General features: G+C 60.8%; 25 protein-coding genes and 1 pseudogene. 16 read left to right on the plus strand and 10 right to left on the minus strand.

Annotated elements, in window-relative coordinates; all coding sequences use genetic code 11:
* Positions 1-110: 110 nt before the first annotated feature.
* The 5 genes and pseudogenes from OEG82_RS24070 to OEG82_RS24090 form a co-directional block, all read right to left on the minus strand.
* Positions 111-584, minus strand: a pseudogene (locus tag OEG82_RS24070) (ABC transporter ATP-binding protein); the annotation flags it as partial.
* Entirely contained in the window at positions 577-1,305 is a 729-nt protein-coding gene (locus tag OEG82_RS24075; protein WP_267615145.1) for an ABC transporter ATP-binding protein, read from the minus strand. The pseudogene OEG82_RS24070 and the gene OEG82_RS24075, both read right to left, overlap by 8 nt.
* Positions 1,302-2,216, minus strand: a complete 915-nt coding sequence (locus OEG82_RS24080; protein WP_267615146.1) for a branched-chain amino acid ABC transporter permease — start codon at positions 2,214-2,216, stop codon at positions 1,302-1,304. Before OEG82_RS24080 ends, OEG82_RS24075 begins: the two co-directional genes overlap by 4 nt.
* Positions 2,213-3,085, minus strand: a complete 873-nt coding sequence (locus OEG82_RS24085) for a branched-chain amino acid ABC transporter permease (RefSeq protein WP_267615177.1) — start codon at positions 3,083-3,085, stop codon at positions 2,213-2,215. The genes OEG82_RS24080 and OEG82_RS24085 overlap by 4 nt, the downstream gene beginning before the upstream one ends.
* A 69-nt stretch (positions 3,086-3,154) precedes the next feature.
* On the minus strand, positions 3,155-4,369 hold the full coding sequence (locus OEG82_RS24090) for an amino acid ABC transporter substrate-binding protein (protein ID WP_267615147.1): 1,215 nt from the start codon (positions 4,367-4,369) through the stop codon (positions 3,155-3,157).
* Between the two features lie 194 nt (positions 4,370-4,563).
* On the opposite strand from OEG82_RS24090, the gene OEG82_RS24095 reads away from it, so the two are divergent.
* Positions 4,564-5,445: a helix-turn-helix transcriptional regulator gene (locus OEG82_RS24095; RefSeq protein ID WP_267615148.1), complete on the plus strand. Its 882-nt coding sequence runs from the start codon at positions 4,564-4,566 to the stop codon at positions 5,443-5,445.
* Positions 5,446-5,683: 238 nt separating this feature from the next.
* On the opposite strand, the gene OEG82_RS24100 is transcribed toward OEG82_RS24095, so the two are convergent.
* On the minus strand, positions 5,684-6,544 hold the full coding sequence (locus OEG82_RS24100; protein ID WP_267615149.1) for a MurR/RpiR family transcriptional regulator: 861 nt from the start codon (positions 6,542-6,544) through the stop codon (positions 5,684-5,686).
* A gap of 169 nt (positions 6,545-6,713) precedes the next feature.
* On the opposite strand from OEG82_RS24100, the gene OEG82_RS24105 reads away from it, so the two are divergent.
* From OEG82_RS24105 to OEG82_RS24175, 15 genes are all read left to right on the plus strand, one after another.
* Complete coding sequence (locus OEG82_RS24105) at positions 6,714-8,003, plus strand: ABC transporter substrate-binding protein (protein WP_267615150.1); 1,290 nt, start codon at positions 6,714-6,716, stop codon at positions 8,001-8,003.
* Positions 8,004-8,104: 101 nt separating this feature from the next.
* Positions 8,105-9,025, plus strand: coding sequence for a branched-chain amino acid ABC transporter permease (locus OEG82_RS24110; protein WP_267615151.1), 921 nt, complete (start codon positions 8,105-8,107; stop codon positions 9,023-9,025).
* A 3-nt stretch (positions 9,026-9,028) separates the two neighbouring features.
* Complete coding sequence (locus OEG82_RS24115; RefSeq protein WP_267615152.1) at positions 9,029-10,072, plus strand: branched-chain amino acid ABC transporter permease; 1,044 nt, start codon at positions 9,029-9,031, stop codon at positions 10,070-10,072.
* 2 nt (positions 10,073-10,074) lie between these two features.
* On the plus strand, positions 10,075-10,818 hold the full coding sequence (locus OEG82_RS24120) for an ABC transporter ATP-binding protein (protein WP_267615153.1): 744 nt from the start codon (positions 10,075-10,077) through the stop codon (positions 10,816-10,818).
* The gene (locus OEG82_RS24125) at positions 10,818-11,513 is read left to right on the plus strand and encodes an ABC transporter ATP-binding protein (protein WP_267615154.1); all 696 of its coding nucleotides are present in this window, start codon (positions 10,818-10,820) and stop codon (positions 11,511-11,513) included. The genes OEG82_RS24120 and OEG82_RS24125 overlap by 1 nt, the downstream gene beginning before the upstream one ends.
* Before the next feature lie 4 nt (positions 11,514-11,517).
* Positions 11,518-12,141, plus strand: a complete 624-nt coding sequence (locus OEG82_RS24130; protein WP_267615155.1) for an ATP-binding cassette domain-containing protein — start codon at positions 11,518-11,520, stop codon at positions 12,139-12,141.
* Positions 12,138-12,458, plus strand: coding sequence for a cupin domain-containing protein (locus OEG82_RS24135; RefSeq protein ID WP_267615156.1), 321 nt, complete (start codon positions 12,138-12,140; stop codon positions 12,456-12,458). Before OEG82_RS24130 ends, OEG82_RS24135 begins: the two co-directional genes overlap by 4 nt.
* Positions 12,451-13,452, plus strand: coding sequence for a Gfo/Idh/MocA family protein (locus tag OEG82_RS24140; protein WP_267615157.1), 1,002 nt, complete (start codon positions 12,451-12,453; stop codon positions 13,450-13,452). The genes OEG82_RS24135 and OEG82_RS24140 overlap by 8 nt, the downstream gene beginning before the upstream one ends.
* The gene (locus tag OEG82_RS24145) at positions 13,449-14,267 is read left to right on the plus strand and encodes an SDR family NAD(P)-dependent oxidoreductase (protein WP_267615158.1); all 819 of its coding nucleotides are present in this window, start codon (positions 13,449-13,451) and stop codon (positions 14,265-14,267) included. Before OEG82_RS24140 ends, OEG82_RS24145 begins: the two co-directional genes overlap by 4 nt.
* Positions 14,264-15,985, plus strand: a complete 1,722-nt coding sequence (araD, locus tag OEG82_RS24150; RefSeq protein ID WP_267615159.1) for an L-arabinonate dehydratase — start codon at positions 14,264-14,266, stop codon at positions 15,983-15,985. The genes OEG82_RS24145 and araD overlap by 4 nt, the downstream gene beginning before the upstream one ends.
* A gap of 15 nt (positions 15,986-16,000) precedes the next feature.
* Positions 16,001-17,440, plus strand: coding sequence for an NAD-dependent succinate-semialdehyde dehydrogenase (locus tag OEG82_RS24155; RefSeq protein WP_267615160.1), 1,440 nt, complete (start codon positions 16,001-16,003; stop codon positions 17,438-17,440).
* Positions 17,441-17,444: 4 nt separating this feature from the next.
* A complete protein-coding gene (locus OEG82_RS24160) occupies positions 17,445-18,224 on the plus strand; it encodes an HpcH/HpaI aldolase family protein (RefSeq protein ID WP_267615161.1) in 780 nt (259 codons plus the stop codon).
* A 38-nt stretch (positions 18,225-18,262) separates the two neighbouring features.
* A complete protein-coding gene (locus OEG82_RS24165; protein ID WP_267615162.1) occupies positions 18,263-18,715 on the plus strand; it encodes a secondary thiamine-phosphate synthase enzyme YjbQ in 453 nt (150 codons plus the stop codon).
* Between the two features lie 291 nt (positions 18,716-19,006).
* Positions 19,007-20,413 (plus strand): sensor histidine kinase, encoded by a 1,407-nt coding sequence (locus tag OEG82_RS24170; RefSeq protein WP_267615163.1) that lies wholly within the window; start codon positions 19,007-19,009, stop codon positions 20,411-20,413.
* Between the two features lie 4 nt (positions 20,414-20,417).
* Complete coding sequence (locus OEG82_RS24175; protein ID WP_267615164.1) at positions 20,418-21,053, plus strand: LuxR C-terminal-related transcriptional regulator; 636 nt, start codon at positions 20,418-20,420, stop codon at positions 21,051-21,053.
* 273 nt (positions 21,054-21,326) lie between these two features.
* Here the strand turns inward: OEG82_RS24175 and OEG82_RS24180 are convergent, their stop codons facing one another.
* The 4 genes from OEG82_RS24180 to OEG82_RS24195 all read right to left on the minus strand — a co-directional run.
* Complete coding sequence (locus OEG82_RS24180) at positions 21,327-22,661, minus strand: TolC family outer membrane protein (RefSeq protein WP_267615165.1); 1,335 nt, start codon at positions 22,659-22,661, stop codon at positions 21,327-21,329.
* Positions 22,662-22,882: 221 nt separating this feature from the next.
* Complete coding sequence (locus tag OEG82_RS24185) at positions 22,883-23,380, minus strand: hypothetical protein (protein WP_267615166.1); 498 nt, start codon at positions 23,378-23,380, stop codon at positions 22,883-22,885.
* A 74-nt stretch (positions 23,381-23,454) separates the two neighbouring features.
* Positions 23,455-24,138, minus strand: coding sequence for a response regulator transcription factor (locus tag OEG82_RS24190; RefSeq protein WP_324289011.1), 684 nt, complete (start codon positions 24,136-24,138; stop codon positions 23,455-23,457).
* A 283-nt stretch (positions 24,139-24,421) separates the two neighbouring features.
* Positions 24,422-25,597: HlyD family type I secretion periplasmic adaptor subunit (locus OEG82_RS24195; protein WP_267615168.1), on the minus strand; the 1,176-nt coding region annotated here is incomplete at its 5' end.

Below are 25,597 nucleotides of genomic sequence, written 5' to 3' on the forward strand. Positions count from 1 at the left end.
CGGGCGTTCTGTTCGACAATGACGATGGTCATGCCTGTCTCGCCAATCTTGGCCAAGGCCGCAAACACCTCCTGCGCCACGATCGGAGCCAGTCCGAGCGAGGGTTCATCAAGCAGCAGCAGCTCTGGCGCCGACATCATGGCGCGGCCGATGGCGACCATTTGCTGTTCGCCGCCCGACATGGTTCCCGCCAGTTGGGTCTGGCGTTCGGCCAGCCTGGGAAAGAGCGTCAGAACAAGATCCAGATTTCTCCTGGCATCGGCGTGGGCGCGTTTTGGCAGCGCCCCGAGCTTCAGGTTCTCGGCAACCGACAACAGCGGAAAGATGCCACGGCCTTCCGGCACGATGACAATGCCATGTTCCACCACCTGATGCGGTTGCAATGCGAGAATGTCGCGGCCGTGATACAGCACCTGACCGCCTGCCGGTCTGATTCGGCCGCCGATGGCGCCCAGCAACGAGGATTTGCCCGCACCATTGGCGCCCAGGATCGCCACCATCTCGCCCTCGCCGACATCAAGCGAGATCGAATCGATGGCAACATGCTTGCCATAAATGACGCTGATATCGCGAACTTCAAGCATCTGCCGTGTCCCCCAGATAGGCCGCAATCACGGCTTTGTCTGACAGCACACCGGCTGTCTCGCCATCGGCGATCAGCTTGCCTGCGTTCATCACCGCGCAGCGCGGGCACAGCGCCCGCACCGCATCCATGATGTGCTCGACCATGATGATCGAAATGCCCGAACCCGACAGCGAGCGGATCAGGCCGATGCCTTCCTGCAGTTCGGTCGGGTTGAGACCGGCGAGCCATTCGTCAAGAAGCAACAGCTCGGGCTCGGCCGCCAGCGCGCGCGCCAGTTCCAGCCGCTTCTGGTCGATGTAATTGAGGTCGCCTGCGCTTGCTGCGGCGCGATCACCGAGCCCGGTTTTGTCCAGTGCGGCGCGCGCCACCCGGTCGGCGTCCTTGCCCCAATGCGAACGGTGGCCGAAGACTGCGGGCAGCATGACATTTTCCAGCAGCGTCAGTGACGGCAGGATCCTGACCAGCTGAAACGTCCGGGCGATACCGGCGCGGGCGATCTTGTCGGGCCTGGCACCAGCCAGATCGCGTCCGTTGAACACGATCCTGCCCGCCGACGGTGAGAGGAAACCGGAGATCAGGTTGAGCAATGTGGTCTTGCCCGAGCCGTTGGGTCCCAGAAGGCCCATGATCGTGCCGCTTTCGATGTCGAAGGAAACCTGATCCACGGCTTTCAGTCCGCCGAAATTCCGGGCGATCTTGTCGATCTGCAAAAGGGTCATGACTTGCTCCGCTTGAGTGACGCCCGCAGATTGTCCAGTCCGGCAAGAATGCCGTTTGGCAGAACGAAGACGACCGCGATGAACATCAGTCCGAGGAAGATCGGATAGGTATCGGGGAAATTGACCGACAGCCATTCAAACAGCAGGAACAGCGGAATGGCACCCACCAACGGTCCCCACAACCTGTTGGCGCCGCCCAGAAGCGCCATGATCACCGTGAGAAAGCTGACGGTGGGATTGAACACGATCAGCGGTTCGACATAGACCCAGCGCGGCGAGGCGACAGCGCCGACAAGGGTGATCAGCGTCGCCGAAAGCGTAAAGGCGAACAGCTTGGTACGCGCCAGCGGAATCCCCGAATGGGCCGCAACCACTTCGTCATCACCGATTGCCCGGAGCGCCAGCCCCAGCCGCGACCGGTTGATCCATGCGGTCAGGCCGATGGCAATCGCCACCAGCGCCAGCATCTGCCAGTAGATGTCGCGCGCGGTCAGGTCGAGAAAGATGTAACGGCCCAGCGTGCCGGTGATGGTCACCTCGTACCAGGTGATCAATTGGCGCACCAGTTCGGCCAGACCAAAGGTGAAGATCACGAAATAGATGCCGGAAAGACGCAAGGTGGAAAGTCCCACCAGCAACGCCATTGCGGCGCCGATGAGGCCTGCACACAATATCACCACCGGGTAAGGCAGGGACTCGTTGAGCACGGCGACGGTGTAGGCGCCGGTTCCGTAGAAAGCCACGGTCGCCAGCGAGATGTAATTGGTATGGCCTGAAAACAAGGCCCAGGCTGACGCCAGCGCCACATAGGTGGCCATGCCGATCATCAAGCCCAGTTCGTAGTCGGACACGAACAGCGGCACGATTGCGAGCACCGCAAGCGCCAGAAGGGCGAAGGCCGGACGGATCATGAGCGCCTCCCGAACAGGCCTTGCGGACGCCAGATCAGGACGATGAGAAAGATCGAAAATGTGGCGGCGAGTGTCAGTCCGGGGTCGAACATGGTGGCAACGAAGGTTTCCACCAATCCCAGGGCAAAGCCTGCGGCAAGTGCGCCGACGACATTGCCGACCCCGCCCATGATGACGATGATCAGCGCCTTCATGGTGAAAACCACACCATCATTGGCCGAAAAGGTCTGGTACATGGCAACACTTGCGCCGCCGATCGAGGCCAGTGCGGTGCCGAGCGCAAAGCCCTGGCGGCTGACCTTGTTGACGTCAATGCCGACAAGCGGAGCCGAACCCGGGGTCAACGCCACTGCACGCAGGATCAGCCCCCAACGGCTGCGGGCGAGCAGCACGACCAGCGAAAGGCCGGCGACAAGACAGATCGCAAAGGCAATCAGCCGGTTCAGCGCAACAGAGACGCCAAACACGTCGACGCCCTGGTCCAGATAGGAAATCGACGTGAAATTGGCGCCAAACAGCACCAGCATGATGCCTTGAAGGACGAACAGCAGCCCGAATGTGGCGAGAATCGAATCCACTTCCAGCTTGCCGGTTTTTCCCTCCGCCCGCTGCACCAGCGGCCGCATCATCACGGCATAGAGAAGCGAGCCCATCAGATAGCCGGCCGGACCGATCAGCAGGATCGAGATCAGCGGCGACAGGCCCGCCGACTGGAACAGGAAGACCAGAACGAAAGCGGCGAGCAATGTCACCTCGCCATAGGCAAGGTTCATGATCCGGGCGATGCCGTATTGCAGCGTCAGCCCGAGCGCCAGCAGCGCATAGGTGCCGCCCAGCACCAGGCCGAGCACAAGCGTCGTCATTGCGATGTTCCGCCTTTGTCGATTTCGGGAAAAGAAGGGCCGCCAAGCGTGGCCGCCCTTCTGATGCGCGTTGTTTTACCAGTCCGGCTTGGGAACAACTGCAGCGACGGCGCCTTGCTTGCCGGCAGGATTCACGGCCACAAAGGTGCCGTTCTGCCATTGTCCGACCCACCAGAGATCGCGCAGCTGGTTGTCTTCCAGCTTGACGTCGCCGATGACCGTGCTGAACGTGCCGGTCGACAGTTCTTCAGCCAGCTTGGCATGGTCGAGGCCAACGCGCTCGATCGACTGCGCCAGCATCTCGAGCGAGGCGTAGGTGATCGCCGAGGCCCAGCTGTCAGGCGGTGCGCCGGCGCTGTCCGTGTGGCGGGCAAAATAGTCCTTGATCGCCGGGGACGCCGCATCGACGCCGCCAATCGACATCACGCCTTCCTGCTTTCCGTCGGCAATCTTGCCGTAGATCGGGAACGCGCCGCCGACCCCGACATAGAACACCTTTGGATTGTAACCCATCGACTGAGCGGTCTTGGTCATTCCAAAACTGTCCGGCGGATAGGAAAAGGCGACGAAGCTGTCGGCGCCGCTCTGCTGCGCTTCCGCCATCAGGGCGGCAAAGTCAGAGGTGCCGAGCGGATAGGTCTTGTCGTAGGCAATCTCCAGGCCGGCTTCCTCGAAAGCCGGGCGGGCGCCGTTGACAAGATCGATGCCGAAGCCGTCGGCAACCGAGACGATGGCGACCTTGCTGTTGATCGTGCCGTCCGCAACGGCTGCTTTCAGCACATCGGCGAGACCCTTGGCATAATCATGCCCGCCGCCAAGCATCCAGTAGCTGCGCTTCCATCTTGCAGCAAATTCGGGTGCCTTGTCGGTCACAGCGGTCACACCGAGCTGGGGATAGCCGAACCGGTCCATCAAAGGTGCGATGGCGAGGTTCGAGCCAGTGCCCCAGGGCGGCAGGATCAGGTCGACCTTGTCCTTGGTGGCCAGACGTTCGATGGCCCGGACCAGGTCTTCATTGGACGAGCGGTCATCATATTCGATGACCTCGATCTTGCGCTGCGAACCGTCGGGCATCGTCAGTCCGCCGGCCGCGTTGACGTCCTTCACCCACAATTCATAATTGGGGATGGTTGTGATGCCGGCACCCGTCGCGTTGGGCCCGGTCTTGGCGACGGCATAGCCGATCTTGATCGGCTCATCGGCTGAATATGCCAGGTTGGCACCCCCAAGCATGGTCATTGCCACACCTGATGCGAGCGCGCGCAGGGTGTTACGTCGGGTAATGGTCATTAGTGCTCCTCCCAAATGGCGGCATGTTCTCGAACAAGCGGATGCTTCTCCCCGAAAATGCCGTGCTTCAGCCGAACTCCCGTTCTCGGCTTGATAGGATTATCAATCAGCACCCGGCCCATGAATATGCACTTTTGCGGCTAAGAATTGTACTATTGATTGCATTCTTGCTGCACATGCCGGAAATTGTCACCATGACAAACATCAGCCCCCCTGCTGGCGACAGTCGATCGCTTCTGACCCTGTTGCGTATCAAGAGCCCGCAGACGCGGGTTGGATACGGCGTGCCGGCCGGATCGGCGTGCCTGGTGCTGTTGTTCGCGGGCAGATTCAACGTGACGCTGGTGCCTGAAATGCCCGAAGAGGCCCAACAGTCCGAAGCACCCCGGCTGGTCTGGATCCCTGCCGGCAAGGCTGCCGAACTCACAGCCGAGGCAGGCTCCAGAGGCATCATCATGCTTGCACCCCAGCAGACCCTGGTCCGCGCCTTGCCCGAAAGCCTGCTTGCCGACCGGATGGGGATCGTCCTCAAGCAGGCCCTGTCGCAACCGCTCGGCGCAAATGACGCGATCATGCCATTGGTGGAGGGAATAGCCGCAGAAAAACAGACCAGTGGTCCAGGCAGTTTCGAAGCCATGGAACATTACGTCGGCTTGATCCTGTTGCACCTTTGGCGCTTGCTTGGCGCAAACCTGGTCTCTCACGAGCGTTCGCCGCAGGGGCTTGCCGAACGCTTCCTCATGCTCGCCGGCGTGCACAAGCATCAACACTGGACGGTCGAGGATTACGCCCGTGCATTGGGCACCAAACGGGACCGGCTGGGTGTGGCGGTCAGGCGCGCGACCGGTTTGTCCCCGCAAGCCTATCTGCACCGCGAGATCATGCGCGATGCCTGCGAGCTGCTTGCCAGCACCGGATTTCCCGTCAGCCAGATCGGCTTCCGGCTCGGCTTTGTCGATCCGGCCTACTTCAACCGCTTCTTCACCCGGCAATCCGGGCAGAGCCCCGGCAAGTACCGCCATGTCCTGCGCCACCGGCGCGAGCAGGGTGACCGCACCTATGCAGCCTGGCCATGAGATGTTTCAAACATTCTGCAACTGCCGCCGGGTTTTCGGCTTGAAGAGCGGCCTATTGGCTGGGCGCCGGCAGTGGCGGCCGGGAGCGTCGAAGCCGGAAAAACCACTGCAGATGTCCGGGTGTGAATTTCAACGCCATCAAGTCCCCAAACGCGTCATGAAGTCCTTGAGCGCTTTTCCGAAAACGCGCGGCCAGGTGGACTTCCTGAAGCTGCCCCGAGTTCATCTTTCAGCGATTTCAATCACCTGCCTTCAAGGGCCGGGTGATCGCCATTACAAGGGTTTGCACCAGTGCAATGGCGCCCGAAATCGGCTGCAGCTGGGTGGCGGTGTCGGCGCCGAGCAGCAACGCGACTTCCGCGTAGGTCGCCAAGGGGCTTTCGGCGCTGTCGGTCATCGCGACGATCCGACGGCCTGAGACATGGGCATCGAGCACAGCGTCAACCACCGGCTGGGAGTAGGGCGGAAAGGCGATGGCAAAGAGCACGTCATCGGGCTTTATGGTGGCGATCTGGGGGCCGGCCATGCCGCCTGAGAAATCCAGCGACGAACAGGCCTTTTCACCGCGGATCATGCCGTAGGTGAAATACTCAGCGATCGGGCGTGAGCGCCTGAGGCCGGCAACATAGACGTGCCCGGCCTGGCGCATCATCTGGATTGCGTGGTTGAGAGCCTCGGTATCGCACTCGCGCGCCAATCGCTCAATCGCTTCCATGTGAGCCTGCAGGCAAGCATCAAAAATGGTGCGCGTGTCGGGCGGCGCAGCCGCTTCATCGCGGGCCAGGACTTCGTTGCGGACATTGACCTGGCCCTCGATCAGACGCTGCCTGAACACCCGCTGAAGATCAGAGAACCCGGAATAGCCGAGTTCCTTGGCGAAGCGGATCAGCGTGGAAGGCTGGATTCCAAGCTCGGCCGCGATGACTGGCGTGGTGTTGAGGGCAAACGCGTTGGTTTCCTCGAGCGAGGCACGTGCGATGCGTTGAAGATGAGGGCTAAGTGTTGGAAATCGATCCCGAATTCGCTGCCTCAGGGCATCGAATGTTTCAGTGCTTTGAGACAAGGACGGCTCTCTTTTCATGTTCATCCCCGACCACATAGCACGAAATTCGAGGTGCGAAAATGCTTTCGAACTATTCGAAAATATATTTCTTGACGATGATTGAAAATATTTTTAACACTAATGACAAGGTTTTCTATTTCTCGGGGAGGGTCTCGGAAGACCTTGTTTCGCCCGTCAGGAGCGGGCTCGTTTTTGGGAGGAAATAATGTCCAATTCGAAATTTACGCGCCGGGGTGTGCTGCGTACGGTCGCAGCAGCCGGCGGGCTCACCGCATTTTACGGGCCATGGCACCATAATCGCGTTTACGCGCAGGCGACCGACAAACCGATCCGCATCGGGCTCACCTCGGACGCCAGCGGGCAATATGCCAATTCAGGCGCTTCCGACCGTCGCGGCATGCTGATGGCCGTGGCCGAAGCCAATGCGGCAGGCGGCGTTCTCGGGCGCCAGATCGAGACGACACATCTCGACACCGAGACAACCGCTGCGACGGGGAGCCGTGTGGCGGAGCGGATGATCACCCGCGAGGAGTGCGGCTTTCTTGTCGGTGCTGTCAGCTCGGGCGTGGCCAATGCGATCAGCCAGGTGGCGCAGCGCTATGGCGTGATTTACCTCAACACCAACTCGTCCTCGCCGACGGAATCGGGTGAAAACTGCCATCGGGTGAAGTTCGTCTGGGATGGCAACGGCGCCAATTTCTCCAAAGCATCCATCAAGAACTCGATCGATGCCTATGGCGGCGATTTCATGCTGCTGACCAATGACTATGTCTGGGGACATGACACGGCGCGCGCCACCCGCGCATTGATTGACCAGTATGGCGGCTCCGTCAGTGACGAGATCCTCGTGCCTCAGGGAACACGCGACTTCACCGCAGCTTTGCTGAAAATTCAGCAGGCCAACCCGAATGTGGTTGCGGCTGCGGTTGGCGGTGATGACCAGATCGCGCTGCGCCAGCAGGTGGCGCAGCTCGGCATGGGTGACAAGATCGCCTGGATCAACAACCAGCAGGACTGGCCCGATATCTACGGCCTGCCTGCCGACAACCTGTTCGGTGTGTTCGGGACGACCTGGTACTACAAGCTGGACCTGCCGGGGGTGAAGGATTTCGTCGGCCGTTATCAGGCGATGTATCCCGAAACCTCGATGCGCGTTCCCGGCAATGTCTTCTACAATGGCTACATGGCGACGAAGAACCTGATCTCAGCCATCGAGCGGGCCGGCACCACAAACAACATCGCCGTGATCAAGCAGCTTGAAGGTCATGTGATGTCTGCGGAAAGCCGGATGCAGCACCATGATGCGGTGATCGATCCGAACACCCATCAGGTGCAGCAGTCGATCTACCTGGCAACAGGCAATACCGCACCGACGGAAGAGGATGATATCTTCAAGATCCTGACCAGTTCCGCGCCTGAAGATGTGCGTGACGAGGACAGTCTCGGCAGTTGCAAGCTGGAAAGCTACGACGACACGCCGACCTTCGACGCCTGACGCGGCGGAAAATTGCGTGGCCGGGCGATGGGCCGGCAGACTGTCCGGCCCGGCCACGCATTGTTTCACCCTCCTGCCGTTACAGGCACAAGAGGATCTCGATGATCGAACTCATTCCCCACATACTCAACGGGCTCACACTCGGGCTCTTGTTTGCCCTGATTGCGCTCGGCTTCACGCTGATCGTCGGCGTGATGGAGGTTATCAACCTCGCCCATGGCGCATTGTTCGCGCTCGGCGCCTATTTCGCCATGACGACCATCGGCGGCGGCTGGTTCGGGTCCAGTGCGTTTGGCGTCTGGTGGGGAGACCTGCCGATCGCCACACGCTATGCAATAGGGGTTGTCGTTGGCCCGTTCCTTGCGGCCTTTGCCGGCATGGTGCTGGAGCTTTGCCTGCGCCCGACCTACGGAAAGCCACAGCTTTACGGTCTGCTTCTCACCTTTGGCGCAGCACTTGTGATTGAAGAGCTGATCCGCCTTGCCTGGGGCACGGGTGAGCAAAGTCTGACTGTTCCGCGCGCCATCAACGGCGCATTCTTCATGGGCGGACTGATCTTTTCGACCTACAAATTCTTTGCCGCGGGTTTTGCGATCCTCGCCATCGGACTGGTCTGGCTGTTTCTCGAGCGGACACCTTATGGCGCCACGATCAAGGCTGGTGCTCATGACAGCGAGATGGTCCGCGCGCTTGGTTATGATCTGTCGAAGCTGCGGCTGCTGGTGTTCGGCTTCGGCGCAGCGCTTGCCGCACTTGCCGGGGTCGTCATGGCGCCGATCTGGGGTCTGCGGCCGCATATCGGTGTCGACGTCATCATTCCGGCCTTTCTGATTATCGTCATGGGCGGGGTCGGCAGCTTCTGGGGCGCAGTCATCGCCGCGATCCTTGTCGGACTGTCGGTTGGCATCACCGGCGCCTATGCGCCCGCCTGGTCGATGCTGTCGATGTATCTGCTGTTGATTGCCATCCTCGGTTTCCGTGCCCGCGGGCTCCTGGGCCGCAAATCCGCCCTGGAGAACTAGCCGATGCGCATGATCACTCTCAGCGATATTCCCGCCCGTGGCGGGTCACCCATGACCCCGGCGTTTGGCCTGTTCATGGTCGCACTTGCCACCGCCCCTTTCTGGCTGCCGGCCGTCGGGCTTTACCAGTATCTGGGAATCGAGGTCGCGATCTGGCTGATCTTCGCGCTCGGGTTCAATCTGCTGTTTGGCTATATCGGACTGCATTCCTTCGGCCATGGCGCCTATCTCGGCATTGGGGCCTATGCCTTCGGGCTGTTCCAGCAGGAAGTCACGGTCAGCCTCTGGGGCGGGCTTCTGGCCGCCATTCTGGCGGCGTCTTTCGCCGCGGCAATCGTCGGTGTGTTCCTGTCGCATCGCCGCGGCATCTATTATGCGCTGATGACCATCGGCTTCGGCCAGATTTTTTGGTTCAGCGCCATCAAGCTGCATGGGATCACCGGCGGAGAGGACGGTCTGCTGGGCATTCCGCGTCCCGATTTTGTGCTCGGACCGATCCGCTTCAGCCTTGCTGACAATGTTTCGCTGTACTGGTTCGTCGCCGGGATCCTCGCAATCGTCACAGTTGTGCTGTGGCGGCTGGTCAACGCTCCGTTCGGGCGAGTGCTGCAGGCGATCCGGCAGAACGAAACCCGCGCGCGCTTTGTCGGCTATGATGTCTGGCTGATCAAATGGCTGACCTTCACCCTGTCCGCAGGCTTTGCCGGTCTCGCGGGTGGGCTGTTCTCGATGGCCCAGGAAGGCGCCTATCCGGACGTCATGAGCCTGCACCAATCCGGCCTGATCGTGATGATGGTGCTTGTGGGTGGTGGTCTGGTCAGTTTCTGGGGGCCGGTGCTTGGCGTGATCCTGTATTTCGTCGCCCGCGACATTATCGGCGGCATCACCGAGACCTGGCTGTTGTGGTTCGGCCTGATGTTCATGCTCATGGTCATGACCCGCCCCGAGGGGCTCGCCGGACTCATTCATGTCATTCGCTTGCGGCTTGGCAATGTGCCTGCACAAGTTTCCGCTCCGGGCATTGCCGCAAGCCGGAAGGAGGCCTGAGCATGGCGCTGTTTACCGCAGAAAACCTTCGCAAACGCTTTGGTGCCCGTGTGGTTCTGGAAAACATCAGCCTGTCCATCGAGGAAGGCAGCGTCCACGGCATCATGGGTCCGAACGGCGCCGGGAAAACAACCTGTTTCCACGTGCTGACCGGCCATCACAAGCCCGATGGCGGACGCATCACCTTCGAAGGGCGGGACATCACCGGCAAGAAGCCGCACCAGATCGCACGGCTCGGCATCTCGCGCTCATTCCAGATCATGAACCTGTTCGATGACACCGTCGTGATCGAGAATGTCATCCTGGCGCTGAAGGAGTTTCGCGAACACGGGCTCAACCCGTTGCGCGATGTCTTCAGCAACACAAGGCTGATCGAGCATGCCATGGCGGTGCTGGATCAGGTTGGCCTTGTCCACCGGGCCTGGGAAAAGGCGGCGGAGCTTCCCTATGGCGAGCGCCGGGCGCTTGAGATTGCCGTGGCGCTGGCGCCGGAACCGCGCATCGTGTTTCTCGATGAACCGACATCCGGGCTGGGCAGCGATGCCACGCAGGCGCTGGCGGCTTTGATCCGCAAACTTCGCGCCCGCTACACCATCGTGCTGATCGAGCACGACATGCGCTTCCTGTTTGATCTTGCAGACCGGATCTCGGTGATTCACTGGGGCCAGGTCATCGACGAAAACACCCCGGCCAGGTTGCAAGCCAACAAATGGGTGGCGCGCTCTGCATTGGGGGAGGTGGCCTGATGCTGCAAGTTGACAATATCGAAACATTTTACGGTGAGACGCAGGCGCTGTTCGGTGCCAGCATTGAGGTCGGCGAAGCCGAAGTTGTCACATTGCTGGGCCCCAACGGCGCCGGCAAGACCACCACGATCCGCTCGATCCTGGGGCTGTCGCAGCCACGCTCCGGTCGTGTCAGCTTTGACGGACACGAGCTGACCCATATGCCCACCCACAAGATATCGCGCCTCGGGATCTCCTGGGTGCCCGATGACCGTCGCGTGTTTCCGTCGCTCAATGGCAAGCGCAATCTGGCGCTCGGCACCCGCAAGACCCGGTTCCGCAGTTGGACCGAGGACGAGGTGATCGAGATCTTTCCGGCGCTGGAGCATCTGCTCAGCCGCGAATGCGAGAACATGTCGGGCGGTGAATTGCAGATGGTTGCGATCAGCCGGGCGCTGCTGGGCTCGCCCGGACTGGTGCTGCTGGATGAACCGAGCCAGGGCCTCGCCCCGAAAATCGTGCAGGACGTGATGCGGACCGTCACCCGGCTGAAGGCTGCGGGCATTTCAAGCCTGATCGTCGAGCAGAATGCGTTGGCCGCGCTGGAAGTGTCCGACCGGGTCTATGTGATGGATCGCGGGCGGATCCTGCATGAAGGCCAAGCACAAGAGCTTCTCGACAACGCGCCGATGCGCCGACGCCTGATAGGGATGTGAAGAGATGACCGCGATGCTGGACGTCAAGAACCTGGAAAAAATCTACACCAAAAGCCGGTTTGACCGGACGCCGACATTCCGGCTGACGGCGGACTTTACCGTCGAGAATCCGGGCATTGTCGGCATGATGGGGCCGAACGGATCAGGCAAGACCACCCTGTTCGAGCTGATCACCGGCTCCAATGCGCCGACATCCGGGGAGATCAGGGTTGCGGGCCGCAACATTCACAAGGTGCGCACCGATCAGCGCGACCGGCTGGCGATCCACTATCACCAATCCTACCAGGTCCGGCATTTCCGCTCATTCAAGCCCAATATGCTGATGCAACAGGCAGGGTCGGATTATCCGATGCTGCATCTTTTCGATGAGCCACAGTTCAACACCCAGGACGGCTATATCGGCTTCATGCTCGATTTCTTCCGGCGTCTGCGTGACGAGGGCCGGCTGGTGTTTCTCTGCGTTCATCCCAATGAGCGGTTTCATCTCGAGATTGTCGAAGAGATTTGCGAGAGCTTCGTGTTCGTCAACAAGGGCAGCGTGACGCCTCTGCCGGACTACGCCTCGCTGATTTCTCATGATCCGGCCCGGGCCTATCTGGGCGATTTGCTGACGGAGTGCGCAGCATGAGCACAGTGTTTCACAAAGGAGCCTATGGGCTGCCGGTTTCCCAAGGCGATGTCATCGCGGATTTTCCGGGGTTTTCCTTTGGCGTTTTCCGCGATCCCGCCGGACAGGTCTGGGCCGATTTCACCCATGACACCGATGAATTCGTCGTCGTGGCCGAAGGAGAGGTGGAGATCGAGGTCGCCGGAGAGGTGGCCCAATGTGGCGCGGGCGATCTGGTGAAGATCCCGGCCGGGGCCGTTCACAGTCTGCGGACGTCGATGAGCGGCGGCAGCGTCTGGTTTTACGGCTATGGCCGGTTTGGAGGCAATGATGGCTGAGCGCTTGCGTGTTGCACTGGTGGGATGCGGGCTCATCAGCCTGTATCATCTGAGGGCCTGGCAGGCAGCCGGCGCCGAGATCATAGCACTCTGCGATATCGACATGGAAAAGGCAAAAATCCGCGGGGCAGAGTTCGGTGTCACGCGTCTGCACAGTGACGCGGCCGAGATGTTCGCACAGGGCGGATTTGCCGTGGTCGACATCGCCGCTTCGGTCGGAGCCCATGCGCCGGTTGCGCGGCTGGCGGCAGATCATGGCGTCCACATCATGTGCCAGAAGCCGCTGACCGAAACGGTTGCTGAAGCCGAAGAGCTGATCGCCTATGTCGGTGACCGGGTGCGCTTCATGGTGCATGAAAATTACCGTTTCCGGCCGCATTACATGACCGTGCGGCGCTGGATCGCGGAGGATCGCATCGGCACAGTCCGGCATGCGCAGATTTCCTGCCGTGGGTCCGGTCTGTGCGCGCGGGACGGCGATGTACCCTTCCTGATCGAACGCCAGCCATACCTGTCTGGCTTCCGCCGCAATCTGGTTTTCGAAACGATGATCCACCATCTCGATGTGTTGCGCTGTCTCTGCGGGCCGCTGAAAGTGGTCTCGGCGCGGCTCAACCGTCTGGCCGACGGGTTGCCCGGCGAGGACACGGCGGCGATCCTGCTCGAAGGGAAAGACGGGTTTATTGCAACTGCGGACGGTTGCCTTGTCGCGCCCGGTTATCCGCTGCTGCATGGCGACCGCCTCGAGGTGATCGGCAGCAAGGGCACCATCGTGATGGAGCTGAACAGGACCTACCTGGTGGGAGCCGAAGACGCTGCCGAGGAGGTGGACCTGCTGGGCCGCTATCAGGAGTGCTTTGACACGGTGATGGTGGGCTTCGTGCAGGGGCTGCGCGAGGAAACAGCATTCGAGACCGATCGTCTCGACAATCTTGAAACATTGCGGCTCATGGAAAGTGTCTATCAGGCTGCAGGCTTGGAGATCACAGCATGAATCAGGCAACAAGCCTCACGCCCGCAGTTGACACCGACCGGCTTGACCGACTGTTCGATGTGAAGGGGCTGCGGGTCTTTCTGCCTGGTGGCTATGGTGCAATCGGTGAAGCGGTTGCCATGGCAATGGCGCGCCGCGGGGCTATTGTAACGATCGCGGGGCCGTCGCCGGACAAGGCTCAAGCGCTGGCCTTGAAGCTGACGGACAATGGCGCGACGGCTCACGGAATTGCGCTCGACGCCAGCAATGTCGCAGACATCATGCGCGCCACCTCCGAGGCTGTCGGGCTGATGGGCGGGATCGATGTATTGGTCAATTGCGTCGGCATCCAGCGCGAGCAGTCGATCATGGAGGTGACCGAAGAGACCTTTGACGAGGTCTATGAAGTCAACCTCAAGTCAGCGATGTTCCTGGCGCAAGCCGTGGCGCGGGACCAGATCGAGCGCGGCGCAGGCGGTCGGCAGATCCATCTGTTGTCCGTGCGCTCGCAAATGGCGCTGCGCAACCGGGGCTATTCGGCCTATTGTTCGACCAAGGGCGGGCTGGTGATGCTGGTCAAACAGCACGCCATGGAACTGGCGCCGCATGGCATCACCGTCAACGGGGTCGCGCCGACATTCATACAGTCAGATCGTATCCGCGCCCATCTCGATGATCCGGCGTTTCGCAAATTCATGCTGGAGCGCAACCCGCTGGGGCGCATCGGAGACCCGGTCGAAGTTGCGGGCCAGGTCATCACCCTCGCCGCCCCGGCCGGCAGCTACATGACCGGCCAGGTGGTCTATATAGACGGCGGGGTCACGGCATCACAATGACCAGGACATTGCGCTCCGCACGCTGGTTTGAACCGGATGATCTGCGCGGATTCGGGCACCGGTCGCGGCTCATGCAGATGGGCTATTCCAAGGAAGACTGGCAGGGCCGACCGGTCATCGCCATCCTCAACACATGGTCCGATATCAACCCCTGCCATGCCCATTTCCGGCAACGCGTCGAGGATGTGAAGCGCGGCGTGCTGCAGGCCGGCGGTTTCCCGATCGAGTTGCCGGCGCTGTCGCTGAGCGAGAATTTCGTCAAGCCGACGACGATGCTTTACCGTAATCTTCTGGCGATGGAGACCGAAGAGCTGCTGCGCTCGCATCCCGTCGACGGGGCGGTTCTGATGGGAGGCTGCGACAAGACCACGCCCGGGCTTCTGCTTGGCGCGATCAGCATGGATCTGCCTTGCCTATTCCTGCCGGCCGGTCCGATGCTGCGCGGCAATCTGCGCGGCGAGGTTCTGGGCTCGGGCGCCGACACCTGGAAATACTGGGACGACCGCCGCGCCGGAAAGATCGGACTTGAGGAATGGCAGGGCGTCGAGGCGGGGATTGCGCGCAGCTATGGCCATTGCATGACCATGGGCACGGCCGCGACGATGACTGCGCTGGCGGACGCGCTGGGCCTGTGCCTGACCGGCGCCTCCTCGATTCCCGCTGCAGATGCGAACCATATCCGCATGGCCGCCGCCTGCGGCCGCCGCGCCGTCGAGATGGTCAATGAGGATCTGCGGCCCTCGCATGTGCTCAGCCGTGCATCGTTCGACAACGCGCTCAATGTCGCCATGGCGATGGGGTGTTCGACCAATGCCATCATCCACCTGATCGCTCTGTCGCGGCGGGCAGGATTCCCGCTGACGCTGGATGATTTCCATGCCGCCGGGCATCGCGTGCCGGTGCTCGCCAATATCCGGCCGTCGGGGGAGCGTTACCTGATGGAGGATTTCTTCTATGCCGGCGGGCTGAAGGCGTTGATGGCACAGATGGGCGACCTGCTCGATGGCACGGCGGCAACGGTGACGGGGCAGACCCTCGGCGCCGAAATCGCCGGAGCTGAAACCTATCTGCCCGATGTGATCCGCAGTCTCGACAATCCGGTGTCCTCGGAGCCCGCCATGGCGGTGCTGCGCGGCAATCTCGCGCCGCAGGGCGGGGTGATCAAGCCGTCGGCTGCAGATCCGCGGCTCTTGAACCATCGCGGTCCGGCGCTGGTGTTCGACAGCTATGCCGAGATGAAGGCCCGGATCGATGATCCGTCCCTGGGTGTGACTGCCGACACGGTGCTGATCATGCGCGGAGCAGGGCCGCAAGGCGGACCGGGCATGCCCGAATGGGGCATGCTGCCGATCCCCAAACATCTGCTGGAGCAGGGCGTGCGCGACATGGTCCGCATCTCGGACGCGCGAATGAGCGGAACCAGTTATGGCGCCTGTATCCTGCATGTTTCGCCTGAAGCCCATGTCGGCGGGCCGCTGGCGCTGGTGCAGACCGGCGATATCATCGTTGTCGATGCCCGCGCCGGACGCATTGACATGGACGTGCCCGAGGACGAGCTGGCCCGCCGCCGCGCTAACTGGTCCGTGCCGGCGGCAAAGGCCGGGCGCGGCTATGGCTGGGTCTATGCGCAGCACATTCTGCAGGCTGATCAGGGCTGTGATTTCGATTTTCTGGAAACCGGATTTGGCGCGTCCGCGCCCGAGCCGGACATTCTCTGACCGACAGGTGATGACATGAGCAAGATACAGCCGAAACTTCTGATCAATGGCGAGTTCCGAACTCGTGGGCAGGCCGATGCCATCCCGGTGATCAATCCCTGCAATGGGGAGACGCTGTGGGAGCAGCCCGCCTGCGGGCCTGACGATGTGGCCGAGGCGCTGGCCGCTGCCCGCGCGGCCCAGGCCAGTTGGTCGAAAGTGCATGGATGGGAGCGGGGCCGCATCCTGCGCGCCGTCGCCGCTGAAATGCGTGCCCGCACGGAGGCCATCGCCACCGCGCTGTCGCTGGAGATCGGCCGTCCGATCTCCCAGGCCGCCGGCGAGGTGGGCGCGGCGATCGAGCAATTCGAATGGTTTGCCGGGGAGGCCGAGCGGTTGTTTGGCGATGTCATCGCCTCGCGCCAGGGCGGGCGGCTTCTGACCGAACATGAGCCGGTCGGCATCTGTGCCGCCTTCACCGCCTGGAATTTTCCGGTCAACTTGCCGGTGCGCAAGATCGCGCCTGCACTGGCTGCCGGCAATGTCATTCTTGTCCGCCCCTCCGAACAGGTGCCGATGACATCCACGCTGATTGCCGAGGCCTGTGTTGCAGGCGGCGTGCCGGCGGGCGTGGTGCAATTGTTGCTGGGCCGCGCAGAACAGGTTTCGCCGCCGATCATGGCCGCCAATGAGGTGCGCAAGATTTCGCTGACCGGCTCAACCCGGGTCGGGCAGATGCTGATGAGTGAGGCCGCCAAGACCGTCAAGCGCTGCTCGATGGAGCTGGGCGGCCATTCCGCCGTTGTTGTCTGCGCGGATTCCGATGTCGAGGCAGCAGCCACCCAATGTGCGCTGTTCAAATTCCGCAACGCCGGGCAGGTCTGCATCGCGCCCAATCGCTTCTATGTCGAGGAAAGCGTGTCGGAGAGATTCCTGAGCAAGATGCAGTCCGAGGCGGAGGCGCTGGTGCTGGGCGACAGCCAGGACATGGCCACGACCATGGGGCCGCTGACGCTGGCCTCAGGCCGCGACAAGGTGGAACGCCTGATCGCGGATGCCAAAGAGCAGGGCGCCCGTCTCGTTACCGGCGGCAAACGGCCGGAAGGGCGCAACAGCGGTTATTTCCTCGAGCCGACGGTTCTGGGCGATGTTCCCGACGATGCGGCCATCATGTCGGAAGAGCCGTTCGGGCCTGTGGCGCCTGTCGCAAGTTTTTCCGATTTCGATGAAGCCATCGAGCGCGCCAATTCCACGCCTTACGGTCTTGCGGCCTACGCCTTTACCGGCAGCCAGAGCAAGGCCGAGGCACTGTCGCGCGGATTGCATGCGGGCATGGTCGGGATCAACACCTTCATGATTGCCCATGCCGAGGCGCCCTTTGGCGGCGTCGATCATTCCGGGATGGGCCGCGAGGGCGGGCGCGAGGCGATCCGCGACTACCAGAACACCAAGCTTACCCACATGATGGCGGTTTGAGATCATGACCCAATCTGTCAATTCGCTGCACCGGATCTGGGCTGATGGACAATGCGCCATCAATGGCTGGATCGCTGCTCCATCTGCCATAACTGCGCAGGCCATGGCCGCGGCCGAATGGGATTCCCTGACCGTCGATCTGCAGCACGGGACTGCGGATTACCACGACCTGCTGACGCTCTTGCCGATCATCGAGGCCTCCGGGTCGTCCCCAATGGTACGTGTGCCGTGGCTGGACGAGGCCATCATCATGCGGGTGCTCGATGCCGGCGCCATGGGCGTCATCGCGCCGATGATTGAGACCGCGGACCAGGCGGCGCGTCTGGTCAAGGCGTGCCGCTATCCGCCTGAAGGCGGACGCAGCTTCGGCCCGGTGCGGGCGCGCCTCGCCTGGCCAGGAGAATACTCCGTTGCTTCGGCCAATGCTTCGGTTCTGGCTTTCGCCATGATCGAAACCCGCGCAGCCGTGGAGGCGCTCGACGAGATCATCGCCGTGCCGGGCCTCTCGGGTATTTACATCGGCCCCAGCGATCTGGCGCTCAGCTACGGCCACCCGGCGCGCTTTGATCCCGAGGTGGAAGAGCTGGTGGAACTGATCGCTCTCATTCGTCGCAAGACATCCGAGGCCGGCATCCGCTGCGGGCTTCATTGCGGCACCTCCGCCTATGCCGTCAAAGCCGCAGGCTGGGGCATGGATCTGGTGACGGTCGGGTCGGATGCCCGTTTTGTCGAGGCCGGCGCAGTTGATGCAACGAAGTCCTTCCGGGCGGGCCTGAAAGGCTGACGCGGCAGAGAAAACGGCCCATTTGTGGGGATGGCATGATGCAGCAGTTGTTTTTCGACATGATGATCAGAACCCAAGGCAAGTCGCTTGTGCCGATCGAGGATCTTCTGATGTCAGAGATCCAGGCGCGCAGACTTGATTCCGGCCTGTTGACTATCTGGTGCAAGCACACCGGCGCGTCTCTCCTGGTTCAGGCCAACGCCGATGATGACGTGACTGCCGATATTCTCGCTTTCTTCGAAGAACTGGCTCCACAGACACCGGGGCGTTACCACCACAAAGCTGATCAGCCAGACAACGCGCCGTCGCATCTTCGGGCGCTTCTGACCCAGACCCAGACCTCTGTGCCGGTGCATGACGGGCTGCTGCCGCTTGGCGATGTGCAGAGCCTGTATCTTTTCGAGCATCGAGAAACTCCGAAGACACGCCGGCTGCTGGTGCATTTCATCGGTCAACTGCTGGCTGATGAGAGCCAAATGATGGTGATGTAGTGTTGGTGCGCGTGCTGTTGCCAATCCGGGAGAATAAAACAGCCAAGGCTGACATCCCGACAGTCGTCGCGTTGGATCAGTCTGGCATTTGAAATAATCCCGTTAGTGGCAAATGGACGGCGTTGACCTGCTGCCGCATATCTCTGCAATGTTCCTGCTTGAGCATTGGATATATAATTGGGTCAAATCGACCTAATATGATATAAACATCTATAAATTGTCGGCTCTTGTGTGGCGGCGGTGCTTGTTTCCGAAGTCCGTCACAGTCGAGCTACCAGGTAGGGGGCAGTCGTGAATGCGCACAGTTTGGCGAGCCGGCGATCATTGTTGCCGGGTACGCCCGAGGCTTGGAAACGGTGGAGTCTTGCGCGGCGCTTTATCATCATGGCGCTGTGCCTGTCTGCTGTCGGCACGGTGTTCCTTGGCACGTGGGTCTCCGAGAAGATAGAGCAGACCGCAAGGGCACGCGATGCCGCATCGGCCGGAATCTATGTCGCGCATCTCGTTTCTCCTCTCGTTCAAAGCCTCCAGAACCACGATTCATTGTCAGAGAGTCGAATCGAGGCTCTTGACCGCATCGTGCAAACGCCGGCGCTCAAGCTGCGCGTTGTCAGCATGAAGGTTTGGAACCGGAACGGAACCATCGTCTACAGCACCAACAAGGATGCCATCGGCGAGGTTTATCCGATAGAGGGAGCCCTGAAAGGCGCGCTGGCAGGCGTGACGACATCCGATTTCAGCGGCCCGGAGGAAGAGAGCCTCCGCGAATTCGAGCGGCACCCCACATTGCTTGAAATCTACACGCCGATCCTTTCCAGGAGGACCGGGGACATCATTGCCGTCGCCGAATTCTACGAAGATGCGGCGAGTCTTGCCAAAGACCTCGGATCCGCACAGATGCAAGGCTGGCTGGTGACGGGGGTCGTGCTCGCATCGATCATCGCCGGCCTTTATACGCTCATATCCGATGGCAGTCATACGATCCGGCGCCAGCGCGACGAGCTTGCCGCCCGCATTACGCAACTTTCCGAGGCAATGGAAAAGACGGCAGTGTTGCAGGACAAGCTCGAACGGGGATCGCGCGAGGTTATCGAAGGCAATGAGAGACTTATGCGAACAATCGGCTCCGAGTTGCACGACGGGCCCGCGCAACTGATCAGCCTCGCCCAACTCAAGCTTGACCAGCTGGACGACGTAGCCCCCGCCTCCGATCTTGAGTCCATTCGCTCCGCACTCAATGGCGCCATCCAGGACATACGGCGGATCTCGGCAGGTCTGCTGATGCCCAATGTCGATGATCAGGATCTTCTCGACTGCCTCAAAACCACGATCAGGGGACACGAAACCAAGACGCAGAGCCGGGTTGTCTTCCACCACAAGCACCTGCCGAAGCGAACCCAGCCCTACGTGACCATCTGCCTGTGCAGGTTTGTGCAGGAAGGGCTTGCCAATGCGGCTCGCCACGCCAATGCCAGTGGCCAGACCGTCACGGTCGAAGGCCTCGGGGATGCAATCCGTATCCAGATTTCCGATACCGGTCCTGGGATTTCCGAAGCGCAGAGCGCCGAGTTCGGCGCCCATCTTGGGCTGATTTCACTTCGCAGAAGGCTCGAGAGTATTCGCGGTACAATGACTGTCAGCAGCACGAAGGGCGAGGGCACGACGCTCACAGCCTGGATTCCGTTCGGAGGGGAATAATCTCATGTCGTTCCAGCATCGAGTCGTCGTCATTGACGATCATCCGCTATTTCGCGACGGGGTCGTGCATACGCTGGTCACACATGGAATTGACGTCATCGGCGAGGGCGCCTGTGCGGAAGACGCCATCCGGTTGACCCATGAGCATGACCCAGACGTCTTGCTCATGGATATGAACATGCCCGGCGGTGGTCTATCGGCCCTGACTTCGATCGTCGACAACGGCGCCAGGTCTCATGTCCTGCCGTTGACTATCGTCGACGATGAGGCAAGCATTTCCGAGGCGCTCCGTGCCGGGGCGCGCGGTTACATCCTCAAGGGCATCGGCGGACGCGAACTTGTCGCCGCGGTCGACACCGTCGCGCGCGGCGACATCTACATCGCACCTCAACTGGTTGAACGCCTGCTGGGACGGAGATTCCAGCACGACCAAAAAACAGAAGATGTCGCACTGAGCGAGCGCGAGGAACAGGTGCTCGGTCTGCTTGCGCGCGGCTTCAGCAACAAGGAGATCGCACTTCAGCTTGAGCTGAGCGAAAAGACCGTCAAATACCACATTACGCATGTTCTCAAGAAGCTGAACGTGCGCAACCGGGTGGAAGCCGCGCTCTATGCATCCCAACTCAACACGCCAAAGTAGCCGCGCGACCCGCCGGAGGATGACGCATTGGGAAGATTTCGCATCGCGCGCGGGGCCCCTGCCTTCATTGCCCGGAATCCAACGCCGGCATGCCTGGGACGATCAGGGCGCAAGCCTGCAGTTGCGCTTCAGCGATTTCAATTCCGAAAGCAGCATCACGCACGGCGCAGACTAAAGCACATTGCATTCAATCGTATTCATGCAATGTGCTTTAGGGTTTTGTTTTGGCGCGTGTTTTTTCCGAAAACCGGTTCCCACTTTTCGGAACACGCTTTAACGTCCATCCACTGTGCGAAGGCCATACCAACGGTCCTTCGTCGCCTCGTAGTGATCCGCGACCTGGTAGCGGGCGACCTGCAATCCGAGGTGCTCGATGGTCAGTTTGCCGGTGCCGGCAAGAACCGAATAGCTCGCCACAATGACATTGCGCTCGGATTGCGAGATTGCTTCCTTGGCCGTCAGCAAGGTTTGCTGGGCGTTGAGAACATCGAGCGTGGTGCGCTGCCCGACCCTGCGTTCCTCTACCACACCGTCAAGGGCCTGCCTGGATGCGGACAGTTGCGCATTGTTGGCCTCGATCGTCGCTGTCGCCGCTTCCATCTGGCTCCAGGACGTGACCACGGACTGCTCTATGGAACGGCGGGCACTGTCGACCAGAATTCGCCGCTGGCCCAGCTGTTCCTTGGCCTGACGGACATTCGCCGAGGCGGCGCCGCCCTGATATATCGGGACAGTCACCCTCGCCTCGATCTGCGCAGTGCCGATGCCCTCATCGGCCGCCGCGACCGAACCTCTGACCCTGACGCTGGGCAAGAACGTGCCTTCCTGGACCTTCACGGCATAGCCGGCGGCATCAATGCCAAATTGCGCCGCCAACACGACCGGATGGTCGGTTACGCCCTGGGCTACCGCACCGTCCAGCGTCCGCGGAAGCAGGTTTCGCGGCGAAGGCACCGGCTTGAGATCACCGGGTGTCGAGCCGACAATTTGCGCATACACCGCAGCGCTTGCCTTGGCCTGGGCCACAGCAGCGACCAGACTGGCGCGAGCGCCGGCAAGCTCTGCCTCTGCCAGACTGACATCGGTCCGCGTGCTTTCGCCGACGTCGAAGCGAGCCCGAGCCGCCGAGAACTGCTCCTGCAGGAAGGCGATATTCTGCTGGCGGTAAACCACGATTTGCCTGTCGCGGACAAGATTGGCATAGGCCTGCACGGTGGCCAGCAGGATGTCTATTTCCGTGCCCCGAACGTTCTGCCGGCCCTGATAGACCAGGGCTTCGGCGGCACGCACATTGTTGCGGGTCTGAAACCCGTCGAACAGTGTCTGGTTGATTGACACGCCGATGCTGGCGGAATTGGTCGTGAAGCCGCTGGCGTTGGTCGATGTCGTCACCACTTCCGCGGCGATACTGGGACGATAGCCGGATTTGGCGACAGCTACCCCCTCATCGGTCGCCCTCAAACCGGCGCGCGCGGCATTCAAATCAGGATTGTTCTCGTAGGCCTTGGCCATGGCCTGGAAAAGCGTCTCGGCTGCAGCCGGCTGAGGGCCTACGGCCACTCCGCCGATGAGGGCGATAATGGCGATCGAACGCATGGCAAACGACATGAATATAAACTCCAGCGCGGAAGTGATCCAAAGACAACGCAGGAAACGAATCAGGTCTTGCTAGACATATGACAGCTGAAGACAGTGCATGCAATCACGCAAGACTGTATGATGGAAGCAAGGCCGCGCCTGCTGAACATAGCAGTCAGCTTGTGAAGCAGCCGCCCGCCGATGTGGAGCTTCGGGCGCCCGGCTCCGCCTCACATTCAATACTCGGTAGATTATTCTCTGTTCGGCGATGCACCTTCAGGTAACGCGTCGCCGGCCGCTTTCGGAGTGGTTGCCTCTGCCGCCATGCGCCAGCGTATCTCATCGTCGAGTTTTTCCTGGACCAGAGCCCTGTCCTCGACTGCCGCCTGACAGCGCGCCACTTCTCGCCTGTATCTGCGCCGGCAGGACCACCCTCCGACGAGAATTGCCAGGGATGCAACTCCCGATAGTCCGATCGTGGCCTCCTGCGGCACCGCAACGCCGATGAACGCAGAGAGCAAGATCGGGGCAATACACGCAATTGCAATCGCAAGAAGCAATGAACGGCTAAGAACGAAAACAGCGAGGATGGCCACGACAGCAGCGGCGAGATAGGCAGGCTCCGCGCTGATCTGAAGCCAGAGCCCTCGAAAATCATAGTCCTTCAACCGGAAGATCAGTGCCTCCCCGCGTTCGACCCAATCTTGATACATCACAAACGCCCCTTGCTCATCCCGACTGCCGATCACCTGCTTGCCCCTGACTGGTTCGCGGCGCACCGCGCATCGGCTGGTCCAACCGGCATCGCCACGCCACCCTTCCCCTATAGATTATCCGTTTTACGGCGCAGCAAGTAATTTTCGGCTTGATCGCCGCCCTCCTGTCCGCCAACTCTCATGGCAACTTCCAACCGATTGCGAGCATTTACCTTTTCCATAAGCAGCGTCATGTAGTGCTTGACCGTCTTCTCGCTGATCCCGAGTTCGCCCGCGATTTCCCTGTTTGTCCGGCCGAGCTTCAACTGCTCGACGATCTGGCTCTCGCGCACGCTGAGCTTGATCGGGTTGCCGGCAGCCTTGCGCGCTGCAGCGACCCGCTTGGCTGAAATGATCCGGGTAGCGAGACCGGGACTGATGAAGGTGTCGCCTTTCAGCAAAGTTCGCATTGCATGCATCAATTCGTCCGCACTGGAACTGCTGGGCAGATATCCGGAAGCGCCTGTATCAAGGGCCTTCACCGCGTAGTCGATATTCGTTTCCATTGCGAATACCAAGATTTTCGGTGCGTTCTCGCGGCGGCCGAGTGTTCGCATCGATTGAAATGCTGAACTCGAATACCCGGGGTCAATGACAACAAGGTCTACCTTGGAACTGGCAATGTGGTGAACATCTGATGGAAGGAGACTTGTGGCGCTGACTTCCATGTCGGAAGTCCCTGCTATTAGTCTCGCTAGACCATCCAGTAGCAGCGGTTGCTGATTTATCAACCCGATTTGGATCTTATGCAAAACACGGACCCCAAGATAAGGGTATATTAATAGGGCATTTAGCGCGCGATTGATACCGCTATTGCGGGCAATCCATAGCCCGTCCGATTCCGGCTTCGCTGGATACGCCGAAGCCCGCCCCTTTTCGGGAGCGGGCTTTTAAAGGCGTCCGCGACGGCCGTGCCGACGTAAACATCCATCGGAGGCCAAATCGTCCGCGGCAGAGCTACGGATGCGTTAGACCGAATCGAAATTACTACGCAAAACTTAACCGTAGCTTACTTCAATCCGCATCTCTTGCGGCCTACCTTTCGCGAAATGCCTTCTCGAACTGGTCTGTCAACGGCTTTGCGAGATAGGACAAGGCCGTTCGCTCGTCGGTGGTCACGTAAACTTCGACCGGCATTCCGGGGATAAGCCGGCTGTCGCCGATCTTGGCAAGTTCCTCCTCCCCGACGTAAACATCACCCACATAGAAAGAGAGTCCTGTCGCCGGGTCGCGAGTCGTCGCCGCAGAAACATATTTCACCGTGCCGAACAGCTCAGGCGTGGTGCGCTGGTTCATGGCGGTCATTCGCAGCCGCGCGACCTGACCCGGTGCCACCTGATCGATGCTCGTCGGCGGAAGCTTGACTTCGATCTTCAGCTTTGCGTGTTCCGGCACGATGGTGACAAGCACTTCGGCCGGGGTCACGACGCCCCCCACCGTGTGAATGTTGAGTTCGTTGACCGTGCCGGAAATCGGCGCGCGGATTTCTGTGCGCTGCAGGCGGTCCGAGATCGCCATATCACGTTCGTTCAGTTCGGACAGCCGGGTTTCCACCGCCGACAACTCGCGCTGGGCTTCCGTACGGGCCGCCTCATCGATGGCCAGCACCTGCAACCGGATCTCGCTGGTCCGGGTTCTTGCCCGGGCGATAGCCGCGTCGATTTCCCCGCGCTCACCGTCAAGTCGGGCCATCTCCCGATTGGATGTGTAAAGACGATTGCGCTCGATCAACTGCTTCTTGGCGAGCTCGGAGAGCGTGCCGTGTTCCTCGTCGAGAAGCTTTATCTCCTCAAGCTTCGAAGCGCGCTGTGATTCCAGGCCCTTCACCTCCTCGCTGATCTGGACGATCGACAATTCGAGCTGCTCTTTCTGGCTCAAGCGATTGCTTCTGTTGCCCTCGAAAATGCGCGTTTCGCCTTCGACCAGGACCTTTGCGTCAAACTCGGTCGTTTCCAGATCAGGTGCAAACAGGATCTCCGGCAATTCGTCGCGTTCTGCCAGTAACCGGGAGCGCCGCGCCGATAGCTCGCGCATCTGGTTGCGCGTGATCAGAAGTTCGGCCTTCGTCTGTGCGTCATCCAGGCGGATGAGCACCTGACCTTCGCGGACGAAGTCACCCTCACGAACTGCAATCTCGCTGACGATCCCGCCGTCGCGGTGCTGGATCGATTTCAGGTTTTGGTCCACCGCGACAACCCCTGTCGCGATAAT

The sequence above is a fragment of the Hoeflea ulvae genome (genome assembly GCF_026619435.1).
Lineage (GTDB): Bacteria > Pseudomonadota > Alphaproteobacteria > Rhizobiales > Rhizobiaceae > Hoeflea > Hoeflea ulvae.